Annotated in this window: 23 protein-coding genes; 5 read left to right on the forward strand and 18 right to left on the reverse strand. The window is 57.8% G+C overall.

The window, feature by feature from the left end; translation table 11 throughout:
• Positions 1 to 37 precede the first annotated feature (37 nt).
• From BJ917_RS07180 to thrS, 8 genes are all read right to left on the reverse strand, one after another.
• A complete protein-coding gene (locus BJ917_RS07180; RefSeq protein WP_003179985.1) occupies positions 38 to 394 on the reverse strand; it encodes a MerR family transcriptional regulator in 357 nt (118 codons plus the stop codon).
• Positions 375 to 677 (reverse strand): integration host factor subunit alpha, encoded by a 303-nt coding sequence (gene ihfA, locus BJ917_RS07185; protein WP_002553164.1) that lies wholly within the window; start codon positions 675 to 677, stop codon positions 375 to 377. Before ihfA ends, BJ917_RS07180 begins: the two co-directional genes overlap by 20 nt.
• Before the next feature lie 3 nt (positions 678 to 680).
• Positions 681 to 3062, reverse strand: a complete 2382-nt coding sequence (pheT, locus tag BJ917_RS07190) for a phenylalanine--tRNA ligase subunit beta (protein ID WP_121102840.1) — start codon at positions 3060 to 3062, stop codon at positions 681 to 683.
• A gap of 26 nt (positions 3063 to 3088) precedes the next feature.
• Entirely contained in the window at positions 3089 to 4105 is a 1017-nt protein-coding gene (pheS, locus tag BJ917_RS07195; RefSeq protein WP_007940232.1) for a phenylalanine--tRNA ligase subunit alpha, read from the reverse strand.
• A 109-nt stretch (positions 4106 to 4214) separates the two neighbouring features.
• Entirely contained in the window at positions 4215 to 4571 is a 357-nt protein-coding gene (rplT, locus tag BJ917_RS07200) for a 50S ribosomal protein L20 (RefSeq protein WP_007905879.1), read from the reverse strand.
• A 28-nt stretch (positions 4572 to 4599) separates the two neighbouring features.
• Entirely contained in the window at positions 4600 to 4794 is a 195-nt protein-coding gene (rpmI, locus tag BJ917_RS07205; RefSeq protein WP_002553160.1) for a 50S ribosomal protein L35, read from the reverse strand.
• A gap of 60 nt (positions 4795 to 4854) precedes the next feature.
• Entirely contained in the window at positions 4855 to 5406 is a 552-nt protein-coding gene (infC, locus tag BJ917_RS07210; protein WP_169843736.1) for a translation initiation factor IF-3, read from the reverse strand.
• Positions 5406 to 7328, reverse strand: coding sequence for a threonine--tRNA ligase (gene thrS / locus BJ917_RS07215; RefSeq protein ID WP_121102842.1), 1923 nt, complete (start codon positions 7326 to 7328; stop codon positions 5406 to 5408). Before thrS ends, infC begins: the two co-directional genes overlap by 1 nt.
• A 374-nt stretch (positions 7329 to 7702) precedes the next feature.
• On the opposite strand from thrS, the gene BJ917_RS07220 reads away from it, so the two are divergent.
• Both BJ917_RS07220 and BJ917_RS07225 read left to right on the forward strand, forming a co-directional pair.
• Positions 7703 to 8005 (forward strand): hypothetical protein, encoded by a 303-nt coding sequence (locus BJ917_RS07220; RefSeq protein ID WP_096512523.1) that lies wholly within the window; start codon positions 7703 to 7705, stop codon positions 8003 to 8005.
• 292 nt (positions 8006 to 8297) lie between these two features.
• Positions 8298 to 8510 carry a cold-shock protein gene (locus BJ917_RS07225; RefSeq protein ID WP_003179963.1) on the forward strand — a complete coding sequence of 71 codons (213 nt, stop codon included), beginning with the start codon at positions 8298 to 8300 and terminating at the stop codon, positions 8508 to 8510.
• 71 nt (positions 8511 to 8581) lie between these two features.
• On the opposite strand, the gene BJ917_RS07230 is transcribed toward BJ917_RS07225, so the two are convergent.
• Both BJ917_RS07230 and BJ917_RS07235 read right to left on the reverse strand, forming a co-directional pair.
• Positions 8582 to 8902, reverse strand: a complete 321-nt coding sequence (locus BJ917_RS07230; protein ID WP_096512524.1) for an I78 family peptidase inhibitor — start codon at positions 8900 to 8902, stop codon at positions 8582 to 8584.
• A 167-nt stretch (positions 8903 to 9069) separates the two neighbouring features.
• Positions 9070 to 9375: a hypothetical protein gene (locus BJ917_RS07235; RefSeq protein ID WP_096512525.1), complete on the reverse strand. Its 306-nt coding sequence runs from the start codon at positions 9373 to 9375 to the stop codon at positions 9070 to 9072.
• Between the two features lie 132 nt (positions 9376 to 9507).
• Here BJ917_RS07235 and BJ917_RS07240 point away from each other — a divergent pair, with 132 nt between their 5' ends.
• Positions 9508 to 9720 (forward strand): hypothetical protein, encoded by a 213-nt coding sequence (locus BJ917_RS07240; protein ID WP_096512526.1) that lies wholly within the window; start codon positions 9508 to 9510, stop codon positions 9718 to 9720.
• A 32-nt stretch (positions 9721 to 9752) separates the two neighbouring features.
• Here the strand turns inward: BJ917_RS07240 and BJ917_RS07245 are convergent, their stop codons facing one another.
• From BJ917_RS07245 to BJ917_RS07280, 8 genes are all read right to left on the reverse strand, one after another.
• The gene (locus tag BJ917_RS07245) at positions 9753 to 10781 is read right to left on the reverse strand and encodes a nucleoside hydrolase (RefSeq protein WP_121102844.1); all 1029 of its coding nucleotides are present in this window, start codon (positions 10779 to 10781) and stop codon (positions 9753 to 9755) included.
• A 37-nt stretch (positions 10782 to 10818) separates the two neighbouring features.
• A complete protein-coding gene (gene rbsD / locus BJ917_RS07250) occupies positions 10819 to 11223 on the reverse strand; it encodes a D-ribose pyranase (protein ID WP_096512528.1) in 405 nt (134 codons plus the stop codon).
• Positions 11220 to 12137: a ribokinase gene (gene rbsK, locus BJ917_RS07255; RefSeq protein WP_121102847.1), complete on the reverse strand. Its 918-nt coding sequence runs from the start codon at positions 12135 to 12137 to the stop codon at positions 11220 to 11222. The genes rbsD and rbsK overlap by 4 nt, the downstream gene beginning before the upstream one ends.
• 24 nt (positions 12138 to 12161) lie before the next feature.
• On the reverse strand, positions 12162 to 13181 hold the full coding sequence (locus tag BJ917_RS07260; protein ID WP_096512530.1) for a LacI family DNA-binding transcriptional regulator: 1020 nt from the start codon (positions 13179 to 13181) through the stop codon (positions 12162 to 12164).
• Between the two features lie 3 nt (positions 13182 to 13184).
• Entirely contained in the window at positions 13185 to 14162 is a 978-nt protein-coding gene (locus tag BJ917_RS07265; RefSeq protein ID WP_121102850.1) for an ABC transporter permease, read from the reverse strand.
• The gene (locus tag BJ917_RS07270) at positions 14159 to 15712 is read right to left on the reverse strand and encodes a sugar ABC transporter ATP-binding protein (protein WP_096512532.1); all 1554 of its coding nucleotides are present in this window, start codon (positions 15710 to 15712) and stop codon (positions 14159 to 14161) included. Before BJ917_RS07270 ends, BJ917_RS07265 begins: the two co-directional genes overlap by 4 nt.
• Before the next feature lie 55 nt (positions 15713 to 15767).
• Positions 15768 to 16721: a sugar ABC transporter substrate-binding protein gene (locus BJ917_RS07275; RefSeq protein WP_096512533.1), complete on the reverse strand. Its 954-nt coding sequence runs from the start codon at positions 16719 to 16721 to the stop codon at positions 15768 to 15770.
• A gap of 201 nt (positions 16722 to 16922) precedes the next feature.
• Positions 16923 to 17330 carry a hypothetical protein gene (locus BJ917_RS07280; protein ID WP_121102852.1) on the reverse strand — a complete coding sequence of 136 codons (408 nt, stop codon included), beginning with the start codon at positions 17328 to 17330 and terminating at the stop codon, positions 16923 to 16925.
• 342 nt (positions 17331 to 17672) lie between these two features.
• Here BJ917_RS07280 and BJ917_RS07285 point away from each other — a divergent pair, with 342 nt between their 5' ends.
• Both BJ917_RS07285 and BJ917_RS07290 read left to right on the forward strand, forming a co-directional pair.
• Entirely contained in the window at positions 17673 to 18761 is a 1089-nt protein-coding gene (locus BJ917_RS07285; protein ID WP_121102854.1) for an asparaginase, read from the forward strand.
• Positions 18762 to 18923: 162 nt separating this feature from the next.
• Positions 18924 to 19214 (forward strand): DUF1654 domain-containing protein, encoded by a 291-nt coding sequence (locus tag BJ917_RS07290; protein WP_121102856.1) that lies wholly within the window; start codon positions 18924 to 18926, stop codon positions 19212 to 19214.
• The last annotated feature ends 3 nt before the right edge of the window (positions 19215 to 19217 follow it).

Raw genomic sequence — 19217 nt, forward strand, 5'->3', positions numbered from 1 at the left:
CAAGCTTTTGAAAACTGGAAGTATTTAAAAGCAGAATTTATTTCTTGAGGACCACCAGAACATCCTCGAGCTCAGCGATCATCTGGCGAATCATTTGCTTGTATTGCGTGGTGTCGTCTTTGGCTTCATCACCGGACAAGCGCAGGCGTGCGCCGCCGATGGTGAACCCTTGATCGTAAAGGAGCGCGCGGATCTGCCGGATCATCAGCACGTCCTGGCGCTGATAATACCGGCGGTTTCCGCGGCGTTTGACGGGGTTGAGTTGAGGAAACTCCTGCTCCCAGTAGCGCAGCACGTGCGGTTTAACCGCACACAGCTCGCTGACTTCACCAATGGTGAAGTAGCGTTTGCCTGGGATGACGGGAAGCTCGTCGTTATGACTTGGTTCCAGCATAAGCCTCAACTCGGGCCTTCAACTTCTGCCCTGGACGAAAGGTGACCACACGGCGAGCCGTGATCGGGATTTCTTCACCCGTTTTCGGGTTGCGGCCAGGCCGCTGGCGTTTGTCCCGAAGGTCGAAATTGCCAAAACCGGACAATTTGACCTGCTCGTTGTCTTCAAGAGCGTGCCTGATTTCCTCGAAAAACAGTTCGACCAATTCCTTGGCTTCCCGCTTGTTCAGGCCCAGCTCTTCATACAGACGTTCCGCCATCTCAGCTTTCGTCAAAGCCCCCATACGTCACTTCCTTAACGTGGCGTCCAACCTTTGTTCGAGCGAGGTGAGGATGTTTTGCGTCGTGGAATTCACCTCATCGTCATTAAGAGTGCGCGATGGATGCTGCCAGGTCAAGCCGACTGCGAGGCTTTTTCTATCAGGATCAATGCCTTTACCCTGATACACGTCAAATAGCCTGAGGTCTGTCAGCCATTCGCCTGCATTTTCACGGATTACGTCCAGTACTGCCGCGGCTGCGACGTCTTTGTGCGCAATCAAAGCCAGGTCACGACGTACTTCAGGAAAGCGCGATAACTCCTGGAATTTCGGCATTTTGCCGCTAGCCACTTCCGCCAGAACCAGCTCGAAAACGAACACCGGACGATCCAGACCCAGAGTTTTCGACAGTTCCGGGTGGATGGCGCCGACGAAACCGACCAATCGGCCCTCACGTTCGATGCGTGCGGTTTGACCCGGGTGCAACGCTGGGTGCTTGCCCGGCACGAAAGTGAATGCATCCAGTGCACCGGCGAAGCCCAACACCGCTTCCACGTCAGCCTTGACGTCGAAGAAGTCGACGACATCGCGACCTTGCGCCCAGCCTTCCGGCAGACGGCTACCGCAAACCACACCTGCCAGCATCGGCTCTTGCTTCAAGCCTTCGAGCTGACCGACGAAACGCAAACCGCTTTCGAACAAACGAACGCGATCCTGCTGACGGTTCAGGTTGTGCTGAAGTGCCTTGACCAGGCCTGGCCACAGCGACGAACGCATGGCAGCCATGTCGTTGGAAATCGGATTGGCGAGCAGCAGCGGTTCAACACCCGGATTAAACAGTTCGAACTGTTTCGGATCGATGAAGCTGTAGGTGATCGCTTCCTGATAACCACGGGCAACCAGCAGACGACGCAGTTCAGGCAGATCGCTACGTGCTTCGGCCTTGGCTTGCGGCGCCAGGCGCGCTTGCGGGTAACGAACCGGCAGACGGTTGTAACCGTACAGACGGGCCAGTTCTTCGATCAGGTCGACTTCCAGGCTGATATCGAAGCGATGGCTTGGTACTTCTACGCGCCACTGCCCTGCTCCATCCGCGGAAATTTTCAGGCCCAAAGCACTGAGCAGACGCTCGACTTCAGCCGAGTCCATTTCCATGCCCAGCATTTGGGTGATGCGCTGGGCACGCAGAGTGACTGGTGCGATCGACGGCAGGTGCTGCTCGCTGACGGTTTCGATGATCGGGCCGGCTTCGCCACCGGTGATGTCCAGCAGCAGGCCTGTGGCGCGCTCCATGGCTTCACGGGCCAGTTGCCAGTCCACGCCGCGCTCGTAGCGGTGCGAAGCATCGGTGTGCAGGCCATAGGAACGGGCCTTGCCAGCGACGGCAATCTGATCGAAAAACGCGCTTTCCAGGAAGATGTCACGCGTGGTCGCGGTGTTGACGCCGCTGTGCTCGCCGCCCATAACGCCGGCGATTGCCAAGGCACGGGTGTGGTCGGCAATCACCAGCGTATCGCTACGCAAGCTGACTTCCTGGCCGTCGAGCAGCACCAGCTTCTCGCCTTCTTCGGCCATGCGCACGCGAATGCCGCCATTGATTTCGGCGAGATCGAAGGCGTGCAGCGGTTGACCCAGCTCCAGCATCACGTAGTTGGTGATGTCGACAGCCGCGTCGATGCTACGCACGTCGGCACGACGCAGACGCTCGACCATCCACAGCGGCGTTGGCCGGGACAGGTCGACGTTACGGATCACACGACCCAGGTAACGTGGGCAGGCAGCAGGGGCCAGCACTTCAACCAGACGCACTTCATCGTGCACGGCCGGAACGCAAGCGACCACCGGACGAGTCACTGGAGCCGCATACAGTGCGCCCACTTCACGAGCCAGACCCGCGAGGGACAGACAGTCGCCGCGGTTCGGGGTCAGGTCGACCTCGATGCTGGCATCGTCCAGGTTCAGGTACTCACGAATGTCCTGACCCACTGGCGCATCGGCCGGCAGCTCCATCAGGCCATCGTTGCCCTCACCCACCTGCAGTTCGGCTTGCGAGCACAGCATGCCGTTGGACTCGACGCCACGCAGCTTGGCTTTCTTGATCTTGAAGTCGCCCGGCAGCTCGGCACCGATGGTGGCGAACGGGATCTTCAGGCCTGGGCGCACGTTGGGTGCGCCGCAAACAACCTGGAAAGTTTCCGAACCATTGCTGACCTGGCAAACGCGCAGCTTGTCGGCGTCCGGGTGCTGTTCGGTGCTCAGCACCTCGCCCACGATCACACCACTGAAAACACCGGCGGCCGGCGTTACGCTATCGACCTCAAGACCGGCCATCGACAGACGAGCAACCAGCTCGTCGCGACTTACCTGCGGGCTTACCCAGCCACGCAGCCATTGTTCACTGAATTTCATCCTGCTCTCCTAAGAATTCGTTACGACTAGCGAAATTGCGCGAGGAACCGCAAGTCGTTGTCGAAGAACAGACGCAAGTCGTTCACGCCGTAACGCAGCATGGCCAGACGCTCAACGCCCATGCCGAAGGCAAAGCCCGAAAACTCTTCCGGGTCGATCCCGGACATGCGCAGCACGTTCGGGTGAACCATGCCGCAACCCATGACCTCCAGCCAGCCTGTCTGCTTGCAGACACGGCAGCCTTTACCGCTGCACATCACGCATTCCATGTCGACTTCAGCGGATGGCTCGGTGAACGGGAAGTACGAAGGACGGAAGCGCACTGCCAGTTCTTTTTCAAAGAACACGCGCAGGAACTCTTCGATGGTCCCCTTCAGGTCGGCGAAGTTGATGTCGCGGTCGACCAGCAGGCCTTCGACCTGGTGGAACATCGGCGAGTGGGTGATATCGGAGTCGCTGCGATACACACGGCCTGGGCAGACGATGCGGATCGGCGGCTGTTTCGATTCCATGGTGCGAACCTGTACCGGCGAGGTATGGGTGCGCAACAACATGTTGGCATTGAAATAGAAGGTGTCATGCATCGACCGGGCCGGGTGATGGCCTGGGATGTTGAGCGCCTCGAAGTTGTGGTAGTCGTCTTCGACCTCAGGGCCTTCGGCGATGCCGTAGCCGATGTGGGTGAAGAACTGCTCGATACGTTCCAGAGTCCGGGTAACCGGATGCAGACCGCCTGAGGTCTGGCCGCGGCCAGGCAGGGTCACGTCAATGGATTCGGCGGCGAGCTTGGCTGCGAGATCAGCCTCCTCGAACAACGCCTTGCGCGCATTGAGAACCTCTGTGACACGCTCCTTGGCGACGTTGATCAGCGCGCCGACTTGCGGACGCTCTTCTGCCGGCAAATTCCCCAGGGTCTTCATCACCTGAGTCAATTCACCTTTTTTGCCAAGGTAGTGAACCCGGATTTGCTCCAGGGCATTGATATCTTCAGCGCTTTGCACAGCCTCTAGAGCTTGAGAGACGAGCGCGTCCAGGTTTTCCATGTACAGACTCCAGATACAAAATAGGGGAAGAGCTTGAAGGCTCTTCCCCTATTTATGACGTTTAACACCTGACCCCACAGAGGTGAGGCCGGGTGACTGTCGGGGGTACTTAAGCCAAGGTGGCTTTAGCTTTCTCGACAATCGCAGCAAACGCCGCTTTTTCGTTCACTGCCAGATCAGCCAGAACCTTACGGTCGATCTCGATGGACGCTTTTTTCAGGCCGGCGATGAAACGGCTGTAGGACAGACCGTTGATACGAGCACCAGCGTTGATACGAGCGATCCACAGAGCGCGGAACTGACGTTTTTTCTGACGACGGTCACGGTAGGCGTATTGGCCTGCCTTGATTACCGCTTGCTTGGCAACACGGAATACGCGGGAGCGTGCGCCGTAGTAGCCTTTAGCAAGTTTCAGAATTTTTTTGTGACGCTTACGGGCAATGACGCCACGCTTTACACGAGCCATGAGTTACTTCCTCTATTCTTGACTAAAATTAACGAAGGCGCAGCATGCGCTCGACTTTTGCCACGTCAGACGGATGCAGCAAGCTGCTACCGCGCAGTTGACGCTTACGCTTGGTCGACATTTTGGTCAGGATGTGGCTCTTGAAAGCGTGCTTGTGCTTGATACCGTTAGCAGTTTTCAGAAACCGCTTAGCAGCACCACTTTTGGTCTTCATTTTTGGCATGTTCGGATACTCCGCATTCAGTTGATAAACATAATCAGAAGGCCTGCCGTGCCCTGTTGATTACTTCTTCTTTTTCGGGGCGATGACCATGATCAGCTGGCGTCCTTCCATCTTAGGATGCTGTTCGACCGAACCGTACTCGAGCAAGTCACCTTCAACTCGCTTGAGGAGTTCCATCCCCAGCTCCTGGTGGGCCATCTCACGGCCGCGGAATCGCAAGGATACCTTGGCCCTGTCCCCGTCACTCAGGAAACGTACCAGGTTGCGCAGTTTTACCTGGTAATCCCCTTCCTCCGTCCCTGGACGAAACTTGATTTCTTTTACCTGAATCTGCTTCTGGTTCTTCTTCGCCGCAGCAATCTGCTTCTTCTTTTCGAAGATCGATTTGCCGTAGTCCATCACCCGGCAAACAGGCGGGACAGCGTCGGCGGAGATTTCTACCAGATCAAGCTTGGCTTCTTCAGCAATACGAAGCGCTTCATCAATCGAGACGATGCCAATCTGCTCGCCGTCAGCGCCAATTAACCGAACCTCGCGTGCCGAGATATTCTCGTTGATCGGGGCTTTCGGTGCAGCTCGTTTATCTTGTCTCATTTCACGCTTAATAATAATTACTCCGAATCTTGGCGACCACGCCGGGAAACCGCTTGCGCGAGGAACTCGGCGAACTGGGCGACGGGCATCGAGCCCAGGTCAGCACCTTCACGAGTACGCACAGCGACAGTCTGCATCTCGACTTCCTTATCTCCAATAACCAAGAGATAGGGAACCTTGAGCAAGGTATGCTCGCGGATTTTAAAGCCGATCTTTTCATTTCTCAAGTCAGACTTGGCACGAAACCCGCTTTCGTTGAGAGTTTTTTCCACTTCGGCGACAAAATCTGCCTGTTTATCAGTGATATTCATCACCACTGCCTGGGTCGGCGCCAGCCACGCAGGGAATGCACCCTCGTAGTGCTCGATCAGAATTCCGACGAAACGCTCGAAGGAACCCAGGATCGCCCGGTGCAACATCACCGGATGCTTGCGGCTGTTGTCTTCGGAGACGTATTCGGCGCCCAGACGGACAGGCAGGTTAAAATCGAGCTGCAGGGTACCACACTGCCAGACACGGCCGAGGCAATCTTTCAGCGAGAACTCGATCTTCGGACCATAGAACGCGCCCTCACCCGGCTGCAGATCGTACGGCAGACCCGCGCTATCAAGGGCTGCAGCCAGTGCCGCTTCTGCGCGATCCCACAACTCATCGGAACCGACGCGTTTTTCCGGACGAGTGGAGAGCTTCATTTCGACGTCTTTAAAGCCGAAATCGGCGTAGACGTCCATGGTCAGCTTGATGAACGCAGCGGATTCAGCCTGCATCTGTTCTTCGGTGCAGAAGATGTGGGCGTCATCCTGAGTGAACGCACGCACACGCATGATGCCGTGCAATGCGCCCGATGGCTCGTTACGGTGGCAGGCACCGAACTCGGCCAGACGCATCGGCAACTCGCGGTAGCTCTTCAGGCCTTGATTGAACACCTGCACGTGGCAAGGGCAGTTCATCGGCTTGATGGCGTAGTCGCGGTTTTCCGACTGGGTGGTGAACATGTTGTCGGCGTAGTTGGCCCAGTGCCCGGATTTCTCCCACAGGCTGCGGTCAACGACCTGAGGCGTCTTGATTTCCAGGTAGCCGTTGTCGCGCTGCACCTTGCGCATGTACTGCTCGAGCACCTGGTACAGGGTCCAGCCGTTCGGGTGCCAGAACACCATGCCCGGAGACTCTTCCTGGGTGTGGAACAGGCCCAGGCGCTTGCCGATCTTGCGGTGATCGCGCTTCTCGGCTTCTTCGATGCGCTGGATATAGGCAGCCAGCTGCTTCTTGTCGGCCCACGCCGTGCCATAAACGCGCTGCAATTGCTCGTTTTTGGCATCGCCACGCCAGTAGGCGCCGGACAACTTGGTCAACTTGAAGGATTTGAGGAAGCGGGTGTTCGGCACGTGCGGACCGCGGCACATGTCGACGTATTCTTCGTGATAGTACAGACCCATGGCCTGCTCGTTCGGCATGTCCTCGACCAGGCGCAACTTGTAGTCTTCACCGCGGGCCTTGAACACTTCGATCACTTCGGCGCGCGGAGTGACTTTCTTGATCACGTCGTAATCTTTCTCGATCAGCTGCTGCATGCGCTGTTCGATGGCAGCCAGGTCGTCCGGGGTGAAAGGACGCTCAAAGGCGATGTCGTAATAGAAACCTTCGTCGATGACCGGACCGATGACCATTTTGGCGGTCGGGTACAACTGCTTGACCGCGTGCCCCACCAGGTGGGCGCAAGAGTGGCGAATGATCTCCAGCCCCTCTTCATCCTTTGGCGTGATGATTTGCAGCGAAGCGTCGCTGTCGATGATGTCGCTGGCATCAGCCAGCTTGCCATTGACCTTTCCGGCCACGGTGGCCTTGGCCAGGCCAGCACCAATGGATGCGGCGACCTCGGCGATGGAAACCGGGTGATCGAATGAACGTTGACTGCCGTCGGGAAGAGTAATAGTTGGCATGGCGCCTCCTCTCCTAGTGGTGACCCCTACCAAAGGTCACGTGGGTTGGGATGAGCCAGTACAAGATCCGGTCCAGGCCATTCAATGACGAACGCCTGCCTTACAGCGGCAGGAGCCTTGCGGCCAACCGGAAAACCGAACCAGAGTGACTGGGATTCAAATCAGGGTTATTCGCGCGCTCACCGCGACCGGGACTGAAGGTCAACCGATGCCTGTAAACACGCGAGCCAAGCATGCTAACACAGATGAACGGTCGTCGCGGGATACAGCTTTTCCAACGGGGTAAATCAATCGTTTTTATGCCAGAGTGCTGAACTTGAAGCCCGGTCTACCCCTCAGATAACTACACATTGACCCACAAGGAGTATCCCAGCATGCGTCTGAATCGTTTGTTCGCTGTAGTCGCACCCATCGCCCTGCTGTTGCCTTTAGCCGCCCACGCTGACTGGCCAAAGGGCGAACGCGAGAAATACATGGCGCAATGCGTACCTGCGGCCGCACAAACTATCGGTGAGGCCGCGGCAAAAGCCCATTGCGCTTGTGGCGCCGACGCACTCAAATCGTACCCGGCCAGCGACCTGAAATCCCTGATGGAGAACAAAGCCAGCGCGGAACTGCAGCAACAGGCTTTGACCCAGATTTCCAAGTGCAAGGCCACCAACCCGGCGAAAAAATAAGCCTGGCAAGGCGGTAAAAAAGCGCTTTCAGCTGATGAATGGCCTCTGAAAATCGCTTTTTCCTACGATTTATGCAGGTTTTACAGCTTTTTTTATCACCTTTACTTTCGACTGAAAGCCTTTAAAACCGGGGCTTTCAGCCATATCAGGCAACAAAGAATGTGCGACTGTAGGGCAAACAGCACCCGCGGGGGGCTCCCAAAGCGAACATTTCGACTATGATACCCCGGTGTGCCCAGTTGGCCTGAGCAGCACAGTACTACTGAAAATATATGTTTCTTGGAGATACACCATGTCTAATCGCCAAACCGGCACCGTTAAATGGTTCAACGATGAAAAAGGCTTCGGCTTCATCACTCCTCAAGGTGGCGGTGACGACCTGTTCGTACACTTCAAAGCTATCGAAAGCGACGGTTTCAAAAGCCTGAAAGAAGGCCAAACCGTTTCCTTCGTGGCTGAGAAAGGCCAAAAGGGTATGCAAGCTGCTCAAGTTCGCCCAGAGTAATATCCAGGCGCACTAAAAAAACCCCGTCCATGTGACGGGGTTTTTTGTGGGCAATGCAAAAGCCTGAACGATCAGCCGCAGTTGACGCGGGTGACGATCCGATTGGCATCGGTATTGAGGTTCAGACGGTCTGAGCGGTACTCCATCGTCACCATGTCGGTAGGCAGGAGGAACCGCGCATTCTGCGCGCCGGCCCGTGTACGCGCCTGCTCCAGCAATTCAGGTGAAGCCTGTTTGCCAATGGTGAATTCGGCCGCTTTGGCCTCGCAACGGCTGTAACCTGTGTCAGTCGTCGTTACAGGGTCAGTTGCCGACTCGGTGGTGGCAGTGCTGCAGCCGGCCAGCATGGCAACGGCCAACAAAGTACCCAATGACGCGAGCTTCCAAGGCATGAAGCCTCCTATTTTCGAGAGTTAAGCTGAGATCGTGCGACCGCCATTCCGGCGTTTGGTTTCACGGGAAGACTGACGATCTGCCCTTTGACTACGGACAAACGGCGAGTTTGCCTGAGCACTACCCTGCACTTCACCCTTCAATCGTGACTGAATATTAATAACGCTCAATAGACGTCGATGTAATCAAAGGCCGGTTTCGGCCAGTTCTGTTTCAGCGCATTGAAAATCTGCATCACCCAGACCTCGTCGCTGGCTGCGACACGCCCGACATAACCTGAACCCTTGGCCCAGGTTTCCAGTCGGAACAGCAATCCGTCGATATCGGTGCCGCCCACGACCCCCGAAGAAATATAGGCGATGCCGCCCTTGGTCACACGCAATTGCGTGTGCTCATCGTCGCTGGCTGATGCCAGCAGCTGACGCACGGCGTCAAGGGTCAAGCCGTCAGGGGTGTTCAGATCGATCTGCACAGCACAGTCCTTGAAAAGTCATCAAGGACCCAGTGTCGCATAGCCCTCTACTCATTCCTAAGTCGGAGTGCCAAAAGCGCCGCAAAATGGTTAACTCGACACTTCGACTTTTCCGACTGCACGAGCGCCATCATGACCACCGTAAGCATCGACGCCAACATCACTGTCAAGTGGCCACAAGGCCACAGCTCTTACAGTCCGGGCAGTCCGGAAGAGCTGGCAATCATCGGTATCGATCTATTGGTCAAAGGACTGGGAACCGAAGCAGCCCAGCAATTTATCGCGCAAATTTTCGAAAAATACGAAATCAATCACTTGGGTGCACCCCATACCGGCAAGGCGTAAAAAACCGCCGGCAGGCACCTGCAGTCCGAGGGCTACTTCAGGCGCGCAAGGCGCTCGGTCAGCAAATCGAAGAAGCCCTGGGCATCGCCATTTTCAACCCAGAAGGCATTTTTCGGCGCCTTGAGACTGTCGTACCAATCGACGATGGTCTGGCCAAGGGTTGGACCTTCGCGACTATCAATCACGACGTTCACTTCACGACCACTGAATAGCTGCGGCCTGAGCAGATAGGCAATAACCGTTGCGTCATGCACCGGGCCACCCGGAATGCCGTAGTGCTCCATATCAGCCTTGATGTATTCATTCAGAATGTCGACCACCCGCTTGCTCGCATTGTTGTTCAATGCCGCAATCTGCTGCAGACGCGTGTCGCTGGTGAGGATCTTGTGGGTCACGTCCAGCGGCAGGTAAGTCAGTTTCACACTACTCTTGAGCACCACCTCGGCTGCCTGAGGATCGGCGAACAGGTTGAACTCTGCCACGGGCGTAATGTTGCCGCCGTTGAAGTGCGCGCCGCCCATGATCACCACTTCCTTGATGCCCCGGACGATTTCCGGCTCCTGGATCAGTGCCAGGGCCAGGTTGGTCTGTGGTCCGAGTATGGCAATGGTGATGCTATGGGACTTGGCCGCCATCAGGGTGTCGATCAGGTACTGGATCGCATTGCCCTCGGCCAGGCCTTTCTTCGGCTCATAGACAGTGATGCCCGATAGCCCTTCCTTGCCATGGATGTCCTCGGCATAGATGGGTTTGCGCATCAGCGGCTTCTTCGCTCCTGCATAAACCGGTACGTCCTCGCGCCCAGCCCACTCACGAGCCAGCCTTGCGTTACGCGAGGTCTTGTCCAGGCGTACGTTGCCGGCGACGGTGGTCAATGCGCGGATGCTCAACTCCTGCGGCGATGCCAGTGCAAACAGCAGGGCAATCACATCGTCCGCACCGGGGTCGGTGTCGATGATCAAGTCGATCTTTTCCGCCGCGTGGGCGCCGTTTGCGGTAATCAGGGACAAAAGCAGCAGACTCCGAAGCAGATGAGGCAGTTTCCGGGCATAACGATACAGGGCGCACTCCTTGTGCAGGGTAGAGCATAAAAACCTGTCAGAACGTCACCCCGGCGACCAAAACGATGTTGCAGTACGGCTGGCATTCGCCGGTCCGAACAATCGCCCGGGCCTGTCGGCTAAGGACCTTCAATTGCTCATGACTGAGCAGATCACGCTGCCCGAGGGCACCCTCGCCGCTCAGTTCATCCAGGGCAGCCAGTGCCGACGGCCTTTTCTCCAGGATTTCCCGGGCCAGCACATGGCTTTCAACCTGCATCTCGCTGAGAACAACTTTCAGGGTGCCGATGAAATCCGGAATACCGTGGGTCAAGGCCAGGTCGATCAACTCGACACCGGGCGGTACCGGCAGACCCGCATCGCCGATCACCACGGTGTCGCCATGCCCCAGGGATGCGATCAGCCTCGACAGTGCAACGTTGAGCAAGGGTGTCTTTTTCATGGTGTCTTGAACGCCTGCACTTCGGACAGAGTGGGAATCGAGGGTTGCGCGCCGGCTCGGGTGACCGACAACGCTGCGGCAACCTGGCCGAAACGGATCGCTTCGGCTTCGCCTTTACCGCCCGCCAGCGCAGCGGCAAAACCACCGACGAACGTATCGCCGGCCGCCGTGGTGTCAACTGCCTTCACGGTCGGCGCAGGGAAATGCTCGATGCGCCGGCCATCGGCCAGTAGCGAGCCCTGGGCACCGAGGGTGATGATCACCTTGCCGGCGCCCAACTCGATCAGGCGGCTGGCGGCGGCTTGCGCGGTTTGCCGAGAGTCCACCGGCAAACCGCTCAGCGTCGACGCTTCGCTCTCGTTAGGAATCAGGTAATCGATGTTCTCATACCAATTTGCAGGCAACGGGCGACTGGCCGGTGCCGGATTGAGGATCACGATCTTGCCCAGTTCCCGACTGCGCTTGAGCGCGTGGCCTACCGTGGCATCCGGCACTTCCAGCTGACAAATAATCACATCGGCGGCCTGCAGGACCGAATCGAAGCAGCCGACCACTGCCGGCGTCAGTGCGCCGTTGGCACCCGCGACGATCACGATCGCGTTCTGGCTGTTGTCATCGACCACAATCAACGCCACACCACTGGAATCGTCCACGGTGCTGACCGCCTGACAATCGACCTGCTCGGCCAACAGGGCCGCGCGAAGCTCTTCACCATAGGCATCGCGCCCCACGCAGCCGACCATCGACACCTGAGCCCCCAATCGCGCGGCGGCCACGGCCTGATTCGCACCCTTGCCGCCGCAGACCTTGGTAAACGAATGGCCGATCAACGTTTCACCACCCTGCGGCAGCCTCGGGGCCCGGGTCACCAGGTCCATGTTCAGGCTGCCTATAACCACTACTTTTGCTGGCATTCATCACTACTCGTTTAATCAGTTTTAGCGGTATTCGGCAAACACACCGGCCAGTGGCGCGGTCGATTCACGCATAACAATGCTTGGCGTCACGATCCGCTGTTCAGTCGCCAGATCCGGCGTGGCGATCCTGCGCAGCAGCACTTCAGCGGCCATTTCGCCAAGCTGCAGGATCGACTGCCCCACCGTGGTCAACGCCGGATAGACATAACGACTCATCTGGATATCGTCGAAGCCGATTACCGACAGCTGCGTCGGTACGCGCACATTGCGCTCGGCGGCAGCTCGCAGCACGCCGATACCGATCATGTCGTTGGCGGCGAAGATGGCGCTGGGCGGGTTGCGCTCCAGCAGGATCGCGGCAGCGTTGTAGCCACCGGTGCTGGTGAAGTCACTTTCCAGCATGCGCTCGCCGCGCACTTCGATGCCCGCGTCTTTCAGTGCCCGGCGGAAACCGGCCAGACGCATCTGCGCCACGCGGGTCGTTGCCGGACCGCTGATGGTGGCGATATCACGGTGCCCCAATTCCAGCAGGTGCCGGGTTGCCAGGTAGGCACCGTATTCGTGATCGATGCGCACCAGGTCCGCATCGACGCCTTCCAGCCCGCGGTCGACAATCACCATCGGCGTGCGTACGCCCGACAAGCCCTGCGCCAACCCGCTATCACCACCCGCCGACGCGACGATCAGCCCGTCGATGCGTTTTTCCAGCAGCATCCGCAGGTAATTGCGTTGCTTATCCGGGTTATCGTCAGAGTTGCAGAGGATTACGCAATAACCATTGCGCTCGCAGCAATCCTCGATGCCCCGGGCCAGCTCGGCGAAGTACGGGTTAAGACTGTTGGGCACCAGCAAACCGATGGTCGCCGTGGTTTTGGCCTTGAGGGACCGGGCCACGGCGCTGGGTACATAGTCCAGGGTTTTGATCGCCGCCTCGACCTTGATCCGCACCTCTTCGCTGACCGGCCGGGTCTTGTTCACCACGTGGGAAACCGTTGTGTAGGAAATCCCCGCGAGTGCTGCTACATCCTTGATCGTTGCCATGGTTCAGGTCCGCCGGCTTGCGCGTTGACTGCGATAGGTATCGAGCACCACCGCGACCACGATCACCGCGCCGGTGATGATGCGCTTGGTGGGTTCGGTTGCGCCGATCTGCGCCAGGCCGGCCGCCAATACGGAAATGATCAACACGCCAAAGAACGTGCTGATCACCGAACCACGCCCCCCCATCAAGCTGGTGCCACCGATCACCACCGCGGCGATCACTTGCAGCTCCAGACCGGAGCCCGCATTCGGGTCCGCCGCTTCCAGGCGCGAAATCTGAAACAGCGCGGCGATCCCGGCCAACAACCCCATCAGGCTGAACACCAGGATTTTGTAGGGCTTGGGATTGATCCCCGCCAGCCGCACCGCTTCTTCGTTGGTGCCGATGCCGATCAGGTAGCGACCGAACACGGTACGGGTCAACACGGCCTGGGCGATGAAGATGATCAGCAACGCAATGATAAAGGACGGCGAAATGCCGAAGGCGATCGGATTGGAAAACCAGGCGAAGGCATCGCCGATGTACGCCGTGCGCGAACCGGTCATCTGGTACGCCACGCCGCGGGCCATCTCCAGCACGCCGAGGGAAACGATGAACGACGGTATGCGCCACGCCACGGTGATCGAACCCGTGAGGGTTCCGGCCAGCGCAGCCACCACCATGCCGAGCAATGCCGCGGGCAGGACATTCCAGCCCCAGCCGAGAATCGCCACACTGACTGTCGACGCAGCGAGCGCCAGCACCGACCCCACCGACAGATCGATGCCGCCGATAATCAACACGAAGGTCATGCCGACCGCCAGGACCATCAGGTCAGGAATCTGGTTGGCCAAGGTGCTGAAGGTGTCGTAAGACAGAAAATGGCTGCTCAGGATCGAGAACAGCACCACCATCGCCAGCAAGGCACCGGCCAGGCCCAGATAAGTGCCTAGGCCAAAAAAATTGCCGCTGGGTTTGCCGGCTAAAGAAGCGGTTTTCATGGAAGATCCCTAGGCGCTGCTTCGTTGAGCAGCGCATCACGTTTTTGGTAGCCGGCAAATGCAGCGGCAAGCAAATCATCCTGGGTCCAGCTGTCGCGCTCGAACGTGTCGATCAGACGGCCCGCCGACAGCACGCCGATCCGGTCGCAGATCAACATCAATTCACGCAGGTCGCTGGACACCACCACCAGTGCCTTGCCCTGGCGGGTCAATTCGCCGAGTAGCGCATAAATGTCGAACTTGGCACCGACGTCGATGCCCCGGGTCGGCTCGTCGAACAGCAGCACCGAGCAATCGCGTTCAAGCCAACGACCGATTACCACTTTCTGCTGGTTGCCGCCTGACAATTCGGACACCAACTGTGTCGGACCGGAACTGCGAATGTGCATGGCGTCGATCTGACGCTGGGCCAGGGAGGTCTCGTCGCCGTTGTTGACGAAGCCGCCGCTGGAGATACCGGGCATATTGCCCAGCGCGATGTTGGCGCTGATCGACTGCGTCAACAGCAGGCCTTCACCCTTGCGGTCCTCGGTGATCAGGGCGATGCCATGACCGACCGCATCCACGGGAGAACGGATGCTGACGACCTGAGCCGGCGAGCCCAGCGCCACCGTGCCGCTGTCCGCGGTATCGGCGCCGAAGATCAGGCGCAGCAATTCGGTGCGCCCTGCCCCGATCAGGCCGGAAATGCCGAAGATCTCGCCGGCGCGTACCTCGAACGACACATCACGAACCTTATCGGCACGGGTCAGGCCCTGAACCGTCAACGCCGGAGCCCCGATGTTGCGCGGCCCCATGTCGATGTGTTCACCCAGTTCTCGGCCCACCATCAAAGTGACCAATTGCTCGCTGTTGTAATTGGCCATCGGCTCGACGCACACCAGATGGCCATCGCGCAGCACTGCAATGCGCTGGGCGACCCGGGCCAGTTCTTCGAGGCGATGGGAGATATAGATGATCGACACACCACGCGCCTGCAGACGGGTGATCTGCTCGAACAGCATCTCGACCTCCCGGGCCGTGAGCATCGCGGTCGGTTCGTCGAGGATCAGCACGTGGCAATCGCCGATCAGGTTGCGGGCGATCTCGACCATTTGCTGGTGGCCGATGCCGAGTTCGCCGACAAGCGTGTCCGGATCGATCGCGTCGAGCCCGACCTGAGCCATGGCTTCGATCGCGGCCTTGCGCAATTGCTTGCGATTGATCCAGCCGCCGTTGCTGGGCAGGTTATGGAGAAAGAGGTTTTCCGCCACCGACAGGGTGGGCAGCAGATTGAGTTCCTGCATGACCATGCGGATGCCCAGGTCTTCCGCCTGAGTGCGGCTGCCAGGACGATAATCCTGCCCCTGAAATTGCATCTGGCCAGTGGTCGGCGCGACCAGTCCACCCATGATTTTCGACAGCGTGCTTTTGCCTGCGCCGTTTTCACCGGTCAGCGCCAGCACTTCACCGCGCATGAGCGTCAGGTCGATGCCGGTCAGCACCGGTTGGGCGTAGGTCTTGCCGATACCGCTGACCGACAGGACAGCGTTCGGGGCGCGAACAGACATAAAAACTCTCCATGTGCCCGCCCGGGCGGACGAGCACTGCTGTGTCGCCAGAGGATTACTTTGTAACCAGCTCTACCGGTGTCTCGATCACACCGTTGGCGCTGTCGACTTTCTCGCCCTTGATCATTTTCAACGCGGTCTCGATACCGAATATCGCTTGTTTGGCCGCGAACTGATCGGCAGTGGCCAGCACACGACCGTCCTTGAGCATCGGCTTGATGGCATTGATATTGTCGTAGCCGACTACTTGCACTTTGCCGGCCTTGCCCGCGGCGCGCACGGCAGACACTGCACCGACCGCCATGCTGTCATTACCGGCCAGCAGGGCCTTGATTTGCGGGTATTCGCTGAGCATGGCGGAGGCAACCTGGTTGCCCTTGTTGATCTCCCAGTCACCGGACTGCACGGACACCACCTTGATCTGCGCAGCCTCCATCGCATCCTTGAAACCCGCGGTGCGGGCCTGGGCGTTGGTGGTGGTGGACACGCCTTCGATAATGCCGACTTCATCACCGGCCTTGAGCTGCTTGGCCAGGTACTCACCCACCAGTCGCGCCCCTTTGCGGTTATCCGGACCTACGAACGGAACGCTGATGTTTTTGCTTTTCACCACCGCCGGGTCAAGCTGATTGTCGATGTTGATCACGGTGATACCGGCATCGACCGCTTTCTTGATCACCGGCACCATGGCCTTGGAATCAGCTGGCGCGATGACCAGCGCATCGACTTTTGAAACGATCATCTGCTCGACAATACGGATCTGGTTGGCGGTGTCCGTTTCGTCCTTGATACCGTTGGAGATCAGCTCGAATTCGCTGGAGTGGTCTTTCTGGTAGGCCTTGGCACCGTCTTCCATGGTCAGGAAGAATTCGTTGGCCAGGGATTTCATAACCAGTGCGACTTTAGGCTTGGCGGGTGTTTCGGCAAAAGCCGAAGAGACAGGTAACGCGGCGGCAGCGGCGGCCAGCATAGCGACAGCAAGAAGACGTCCAGCGAATGGCAGCTTCATGGGTTCACTCCGATCTTATGATTATTGTGAGCAACGCTTGCGCCGACGTAAGCTACGTGGCGCTATCGATGGATTTTGTCCACCGTCATGGCCGCGCAAACGTTTGCGTTGATCGAACTATGCGAACCTTGTCAAAATTTGTCAACGACCGGAAATGCCCTTTACAGGCTCGAAGCCTGGATAAAAACCGACTGTTTTTTATCATGCCGTCGTACTGATCACGCTTCCCGTACTCGCGGATTTGGTCAATTCCTTTACCAGGGCGGCAGTCACTTGCAACAGGGCGGCCGATGTATCGGCAATCTGGCCCTGAATCGCCATCACTGCCGTCGACTTGGCGTCCGGTGTTGGAAACGCCGCGGCTTGCGTGGCCGCCAATTGCTGCTGCTGTTCGCGCAGTTGCTGTTGCAGCTCCTGCATGCGTTTGAGCAGCGTCTTCACCGCAATGCTTTGACTGTCACCGCTTTCGGATTCAGAACCGTGAACATCACCGGGGCTAACCGCCTTTTTCTCACCCCCCTCCACCTCAGTCGACGATTCGACGGGCGCCGGTGATTTCCCACCGATGTTGATCACGAATGCACTTGGAAAACCGACAGTCAACGACATATGAACTCCATGAATAAAAAATTCCTCAGGAAGAAGATCGACCTGTGCACGGGTTTCTTTAGCTCTGTTTCACCAGCCGTCAGAAAGACCTGTTCAACAGCCATCCTTTTCGGTGAGCCGAACACAAAAACGCCAGACGGTCGGATAACCGGACATCCCAAGCGTCCGCACTTCGCATGACTCGTTTAAATATTTAAACAAATCAATAGGTTAAAGGTTTTTCTCCATGCAACACATGACTGGTACAGATCCTGCTCTTCTCCAGCACCCCAAGCGTTCAGATTCGCCGGGGCACATCTAGATGAACCTGCATCAGCACCGTCACGACTAGAGAGAAAAATAATGACATCTGCTATCAAGACTTTTGTTCCGGGCGCCTTGGCCCTCCTGCTACTCCTGCCGACAGCCCTTCAGGCAAAAGAAGTCGAAACCCAACAGAAACTGGCGAACGTGGTGATTCTGGCCACCGGCGGCACCATTGCCGGCGCCGGTGCCAGCACGGCCAACAGCGCCACCTATCAAGCGGCAAAAGTCGGCGTCGACAAATTGATCGCCGGCGTTCCGGAACTGAGCCAATTGGCTAACGTTCGCGGCGAACAGGTCATGCAGATCGCATCCGAGAGCATCACCAACGACAACCTGCTGCAATTGGGTCACCGCGTGGCCGAACTGGCCGACAGCGCAGATGTCGACGGTATCGTGATTACCCACGGCACCGACACCCTGGAAGAAACCGCCTACTTCTTGAACCTGGTGGAAAAAACCGACAAGCCGATCATCGTCGTTGGCTCCATGCGCCCCGGCACCGCCATGTCTGCCGACGGCATGCTCAACCTCTACAACGCAGTGGCCGTGGCCAGCAGCAAAGAGGCACGCGGCAAAGGCGTGCTCGTGACCATGAACGATGAAATCCAGTCAGGTCGTGACGTCAGCAAAATGGTCAACATCAAGACCGAGGCATTCAAAAGCGCCTGGGGTCCGCTCGGAATGGTGGTGGAAGGCAAATCCTACTGGTTCCGCTTGCCAGCCAAGCGCCACACCATGGATTCGGAATTCGACATCAAGACCATCAAGAGCCTGCCTGACGTTGAAATCGCCTACTCCTATGGCAACGTTGGCGACACCGCCTATAAGGCACTGGCTCAGTCGGGAGCCAAAGCTATCATCCATGCCGGCACCGGCAATGGCTCTGTGTCCTCGCGGGTCGTTCCAAGCCTGCAAGCCCTGCGCAAGGACGGCGTGCAAATCATTCGTTCTTCCCACGTCAACGCCGGTGGCTTCGTACTGCGCAACGCCGAGCAGCCTGACGACAAGTACGACTGGGTCGTGGCGCACGACCTGAATCCGCAAAAAGCACGCATCCTGGCCATGGTTGCCCTGACCAAGACCAACGACAGTAAAGAGTTGCAAAGGATGTTCTGGGAGTATTGATTCGCCCTCGCCCGAACGATTTCGGTCGGGCACTGATTTCACCACTCGCCAGCCTTGGCGAGTGGCTCTCACCTCCCCCCGATAAAAAATCTCCCTTCGCCCTACGCCAAAACGAAAAAACGGCTGTCAGAAGATTTTCTTGAGTTTTAAGCAGTTGCGAAAATGCCTACAGTTAAATACTGTATGCACGTACAGCTTAATAAGGAAAATTCCGTGGACACCACTTCCGCTTCACCTGACGCCTATGTCCGCATGGGCTTGCGCGTTCAGAAAATCATCAACTCCCCCACTGCTCAAAAAGCCAAGGCAGCCCTGATTTTCCGTCTTCCGGACGAGCCCGTGGATGAGTGGGAGCGCTTGCTCGAAGAAATCGACGAGAACGACAACGTCACCCTCGCCTATCGCGACGATGGTGGCGTGCAGATTTTCTGGGTTGTGCCGAAGGAAGATTGAGTC

This window comes from Pseudomonas sp. WPR_5_2 (assembly GCF_003634475.1).
In the GTDB taxonomy this organism is placed as follows: Bacteria; Pseudomonadota; Gammaproteobacteria; order Pseudomonadales; family Pseudomonadaceae; genus Aquipseudomonas; species Aquipseudomonas izuensis.

What these genes read in the sequence shown, in the direction of transcription:
- BJ917_RS07180 (WP_003179985.1), bottom strand. Translation starts at nt 394, where the DNA reads ATGCTGGAACCAAGTCATAACGACGAGCTTCCCGTCATCCCAGGCAAA.
- ihfA (WP_002553164.1), bottom strand. Translation starts at nt 677, where the DNA reads ATGGGGGCTTTGACGAAAGCTGAGATGGCGGAACGTCTGTATGAAGAG.
- pheT (WP_121102840.1), bottom strand. Translation starts at nt 3,062, where the DNA reads ATGAAATTCAGTGAACAATGGCTGCGTGGCTGGGTAAGCCCGCAGGTA.
- pheS (WP_007940232.1), bottom strand. Translation starts at nt 4,105, where the DNA reads ATGGAAAACCTGGACGCGCTCGTCTCTCAAGCTCTAGAGGCTGTGCAA.
- rplT (WP_007905879.1), bottom strand. Translation starts at nt 4,571, where the DNA reads ATGGCTCGTGTAAAGCGTGGCGTCATTGCCCGTAAGCGTCACAAAAAA.
- rpmI (WP_002553160.1), bottom strand. Translation starts at nt 4,794, where the DNA reads ATGCCAAAAATGAAGACCAAAAGTGGTGCTGCTAAGCGGTTTCTGAAA.
- thrS (WP_121102842.1), bottom strand. Translation starts at nt 7,328, where the DNA reads ATGCCAACTATTACTCTTCCCGACGGCAGTCAACGTTCATTCGATCAC.
- BJ917_RS07220 (WP_096512523.1), top strand. Translation starts at nt 7,703, where the DNA reads ATGCGTCTGAATCGTTTGTTCGCTGTAGTCGCACCCATCGCCCTGCTG.
- BJ917_RS07225 (WP_003179963.1), top strand. Translation starts at nt 8,298, where the DNA reads ATGTCTAATCGCCAAACCGGCACCGTTAAATGGTTCAACGATGAAAAA.
- BJ917_RS07230 (WP_096512524.1), bottom strand. Translation starts at nt 8,902, where the DNA reads ATGCCTTGGAAGCTCGCGTCATTGGGTACTTTGTTGGCCGTTGCCATG.
- BJ917_RS07240 (WP_096512526.1), top strand. Translation starts at nt 9,508, where the DNA reads ATGACCACCGTAAGCATCGACGCCAACATCACTGTCAAGTGGCCACAA.
- rbsD (WP_096512528.1), bottom strand. Translation starts at nt 11,223, where the DNA reads ATGAAAAAGACACCCTTGCTCAACGTTGCACTGTCGAGGCTGATCGCA.
- rbsK (WP_121102847.1), bottom strand. Translation starts at nt 12,137, where the DNA reads ATGCCAGCAAAAGTAGTGGTTATAGGCAGCCTGAACATGGACCTGGTG.
- BJ917_RS07260 (WP_096512530.1), bottom strand. Translation starts at nt 13,181, where the DNA reads ATGGCAACGATCAAGGATGTAGCAGCACTCGCGGGGATTTCCTACACA.
- BJ917_RS07265 (WP_121102850.1), bottom strand. Translation starts at nt 14,162, where the DNA reads ATGAAAACCGCTTCTTTAGCCGGCAAACCCAGCGGCAATTTTTTTGGC.
- BJ917_RS07270 (WP_096512532.1), bottom strand. Translation starts at nt 15,712, where the DNA reads ATGTCTGTTCGCGCCCCGAACGCTGTCCTGTCGGTCAGCGGTATCGGC.
- BJ917_RS07275 (WP_096512533.1), bottom strand. Translation starts at nt 16,721, where the DNA reads ATGAAGCTGCCATTCGCTGGACGTCTTCTTGCTGTCGCTATGCTGGCC.
- BJ917_RS07280 (WP_121102852.1), bottom strand. Translation starts at nt 17,330, where the DNA reads ATGTCGTTGACTGTCGGTTTTCCAAGTGCATTCGTGATCAACATCGGT.
- BJ917_RS07285 (WP_121102854.1), top strand. Translation starts at nt 17,673, where the DNA reads ATGACATCTGCTATCAAGACTTTTGTTCCGGGCGCCTTGGCCCTCCTG.
- BJ917_RS07290 (WP_121102856.1), top strand. Translation starts at nt 18,924, where the DNA reads ATGCCTACAGTTAAATACTGTATGCACGTACAGCTTAATAAGGAAAAT.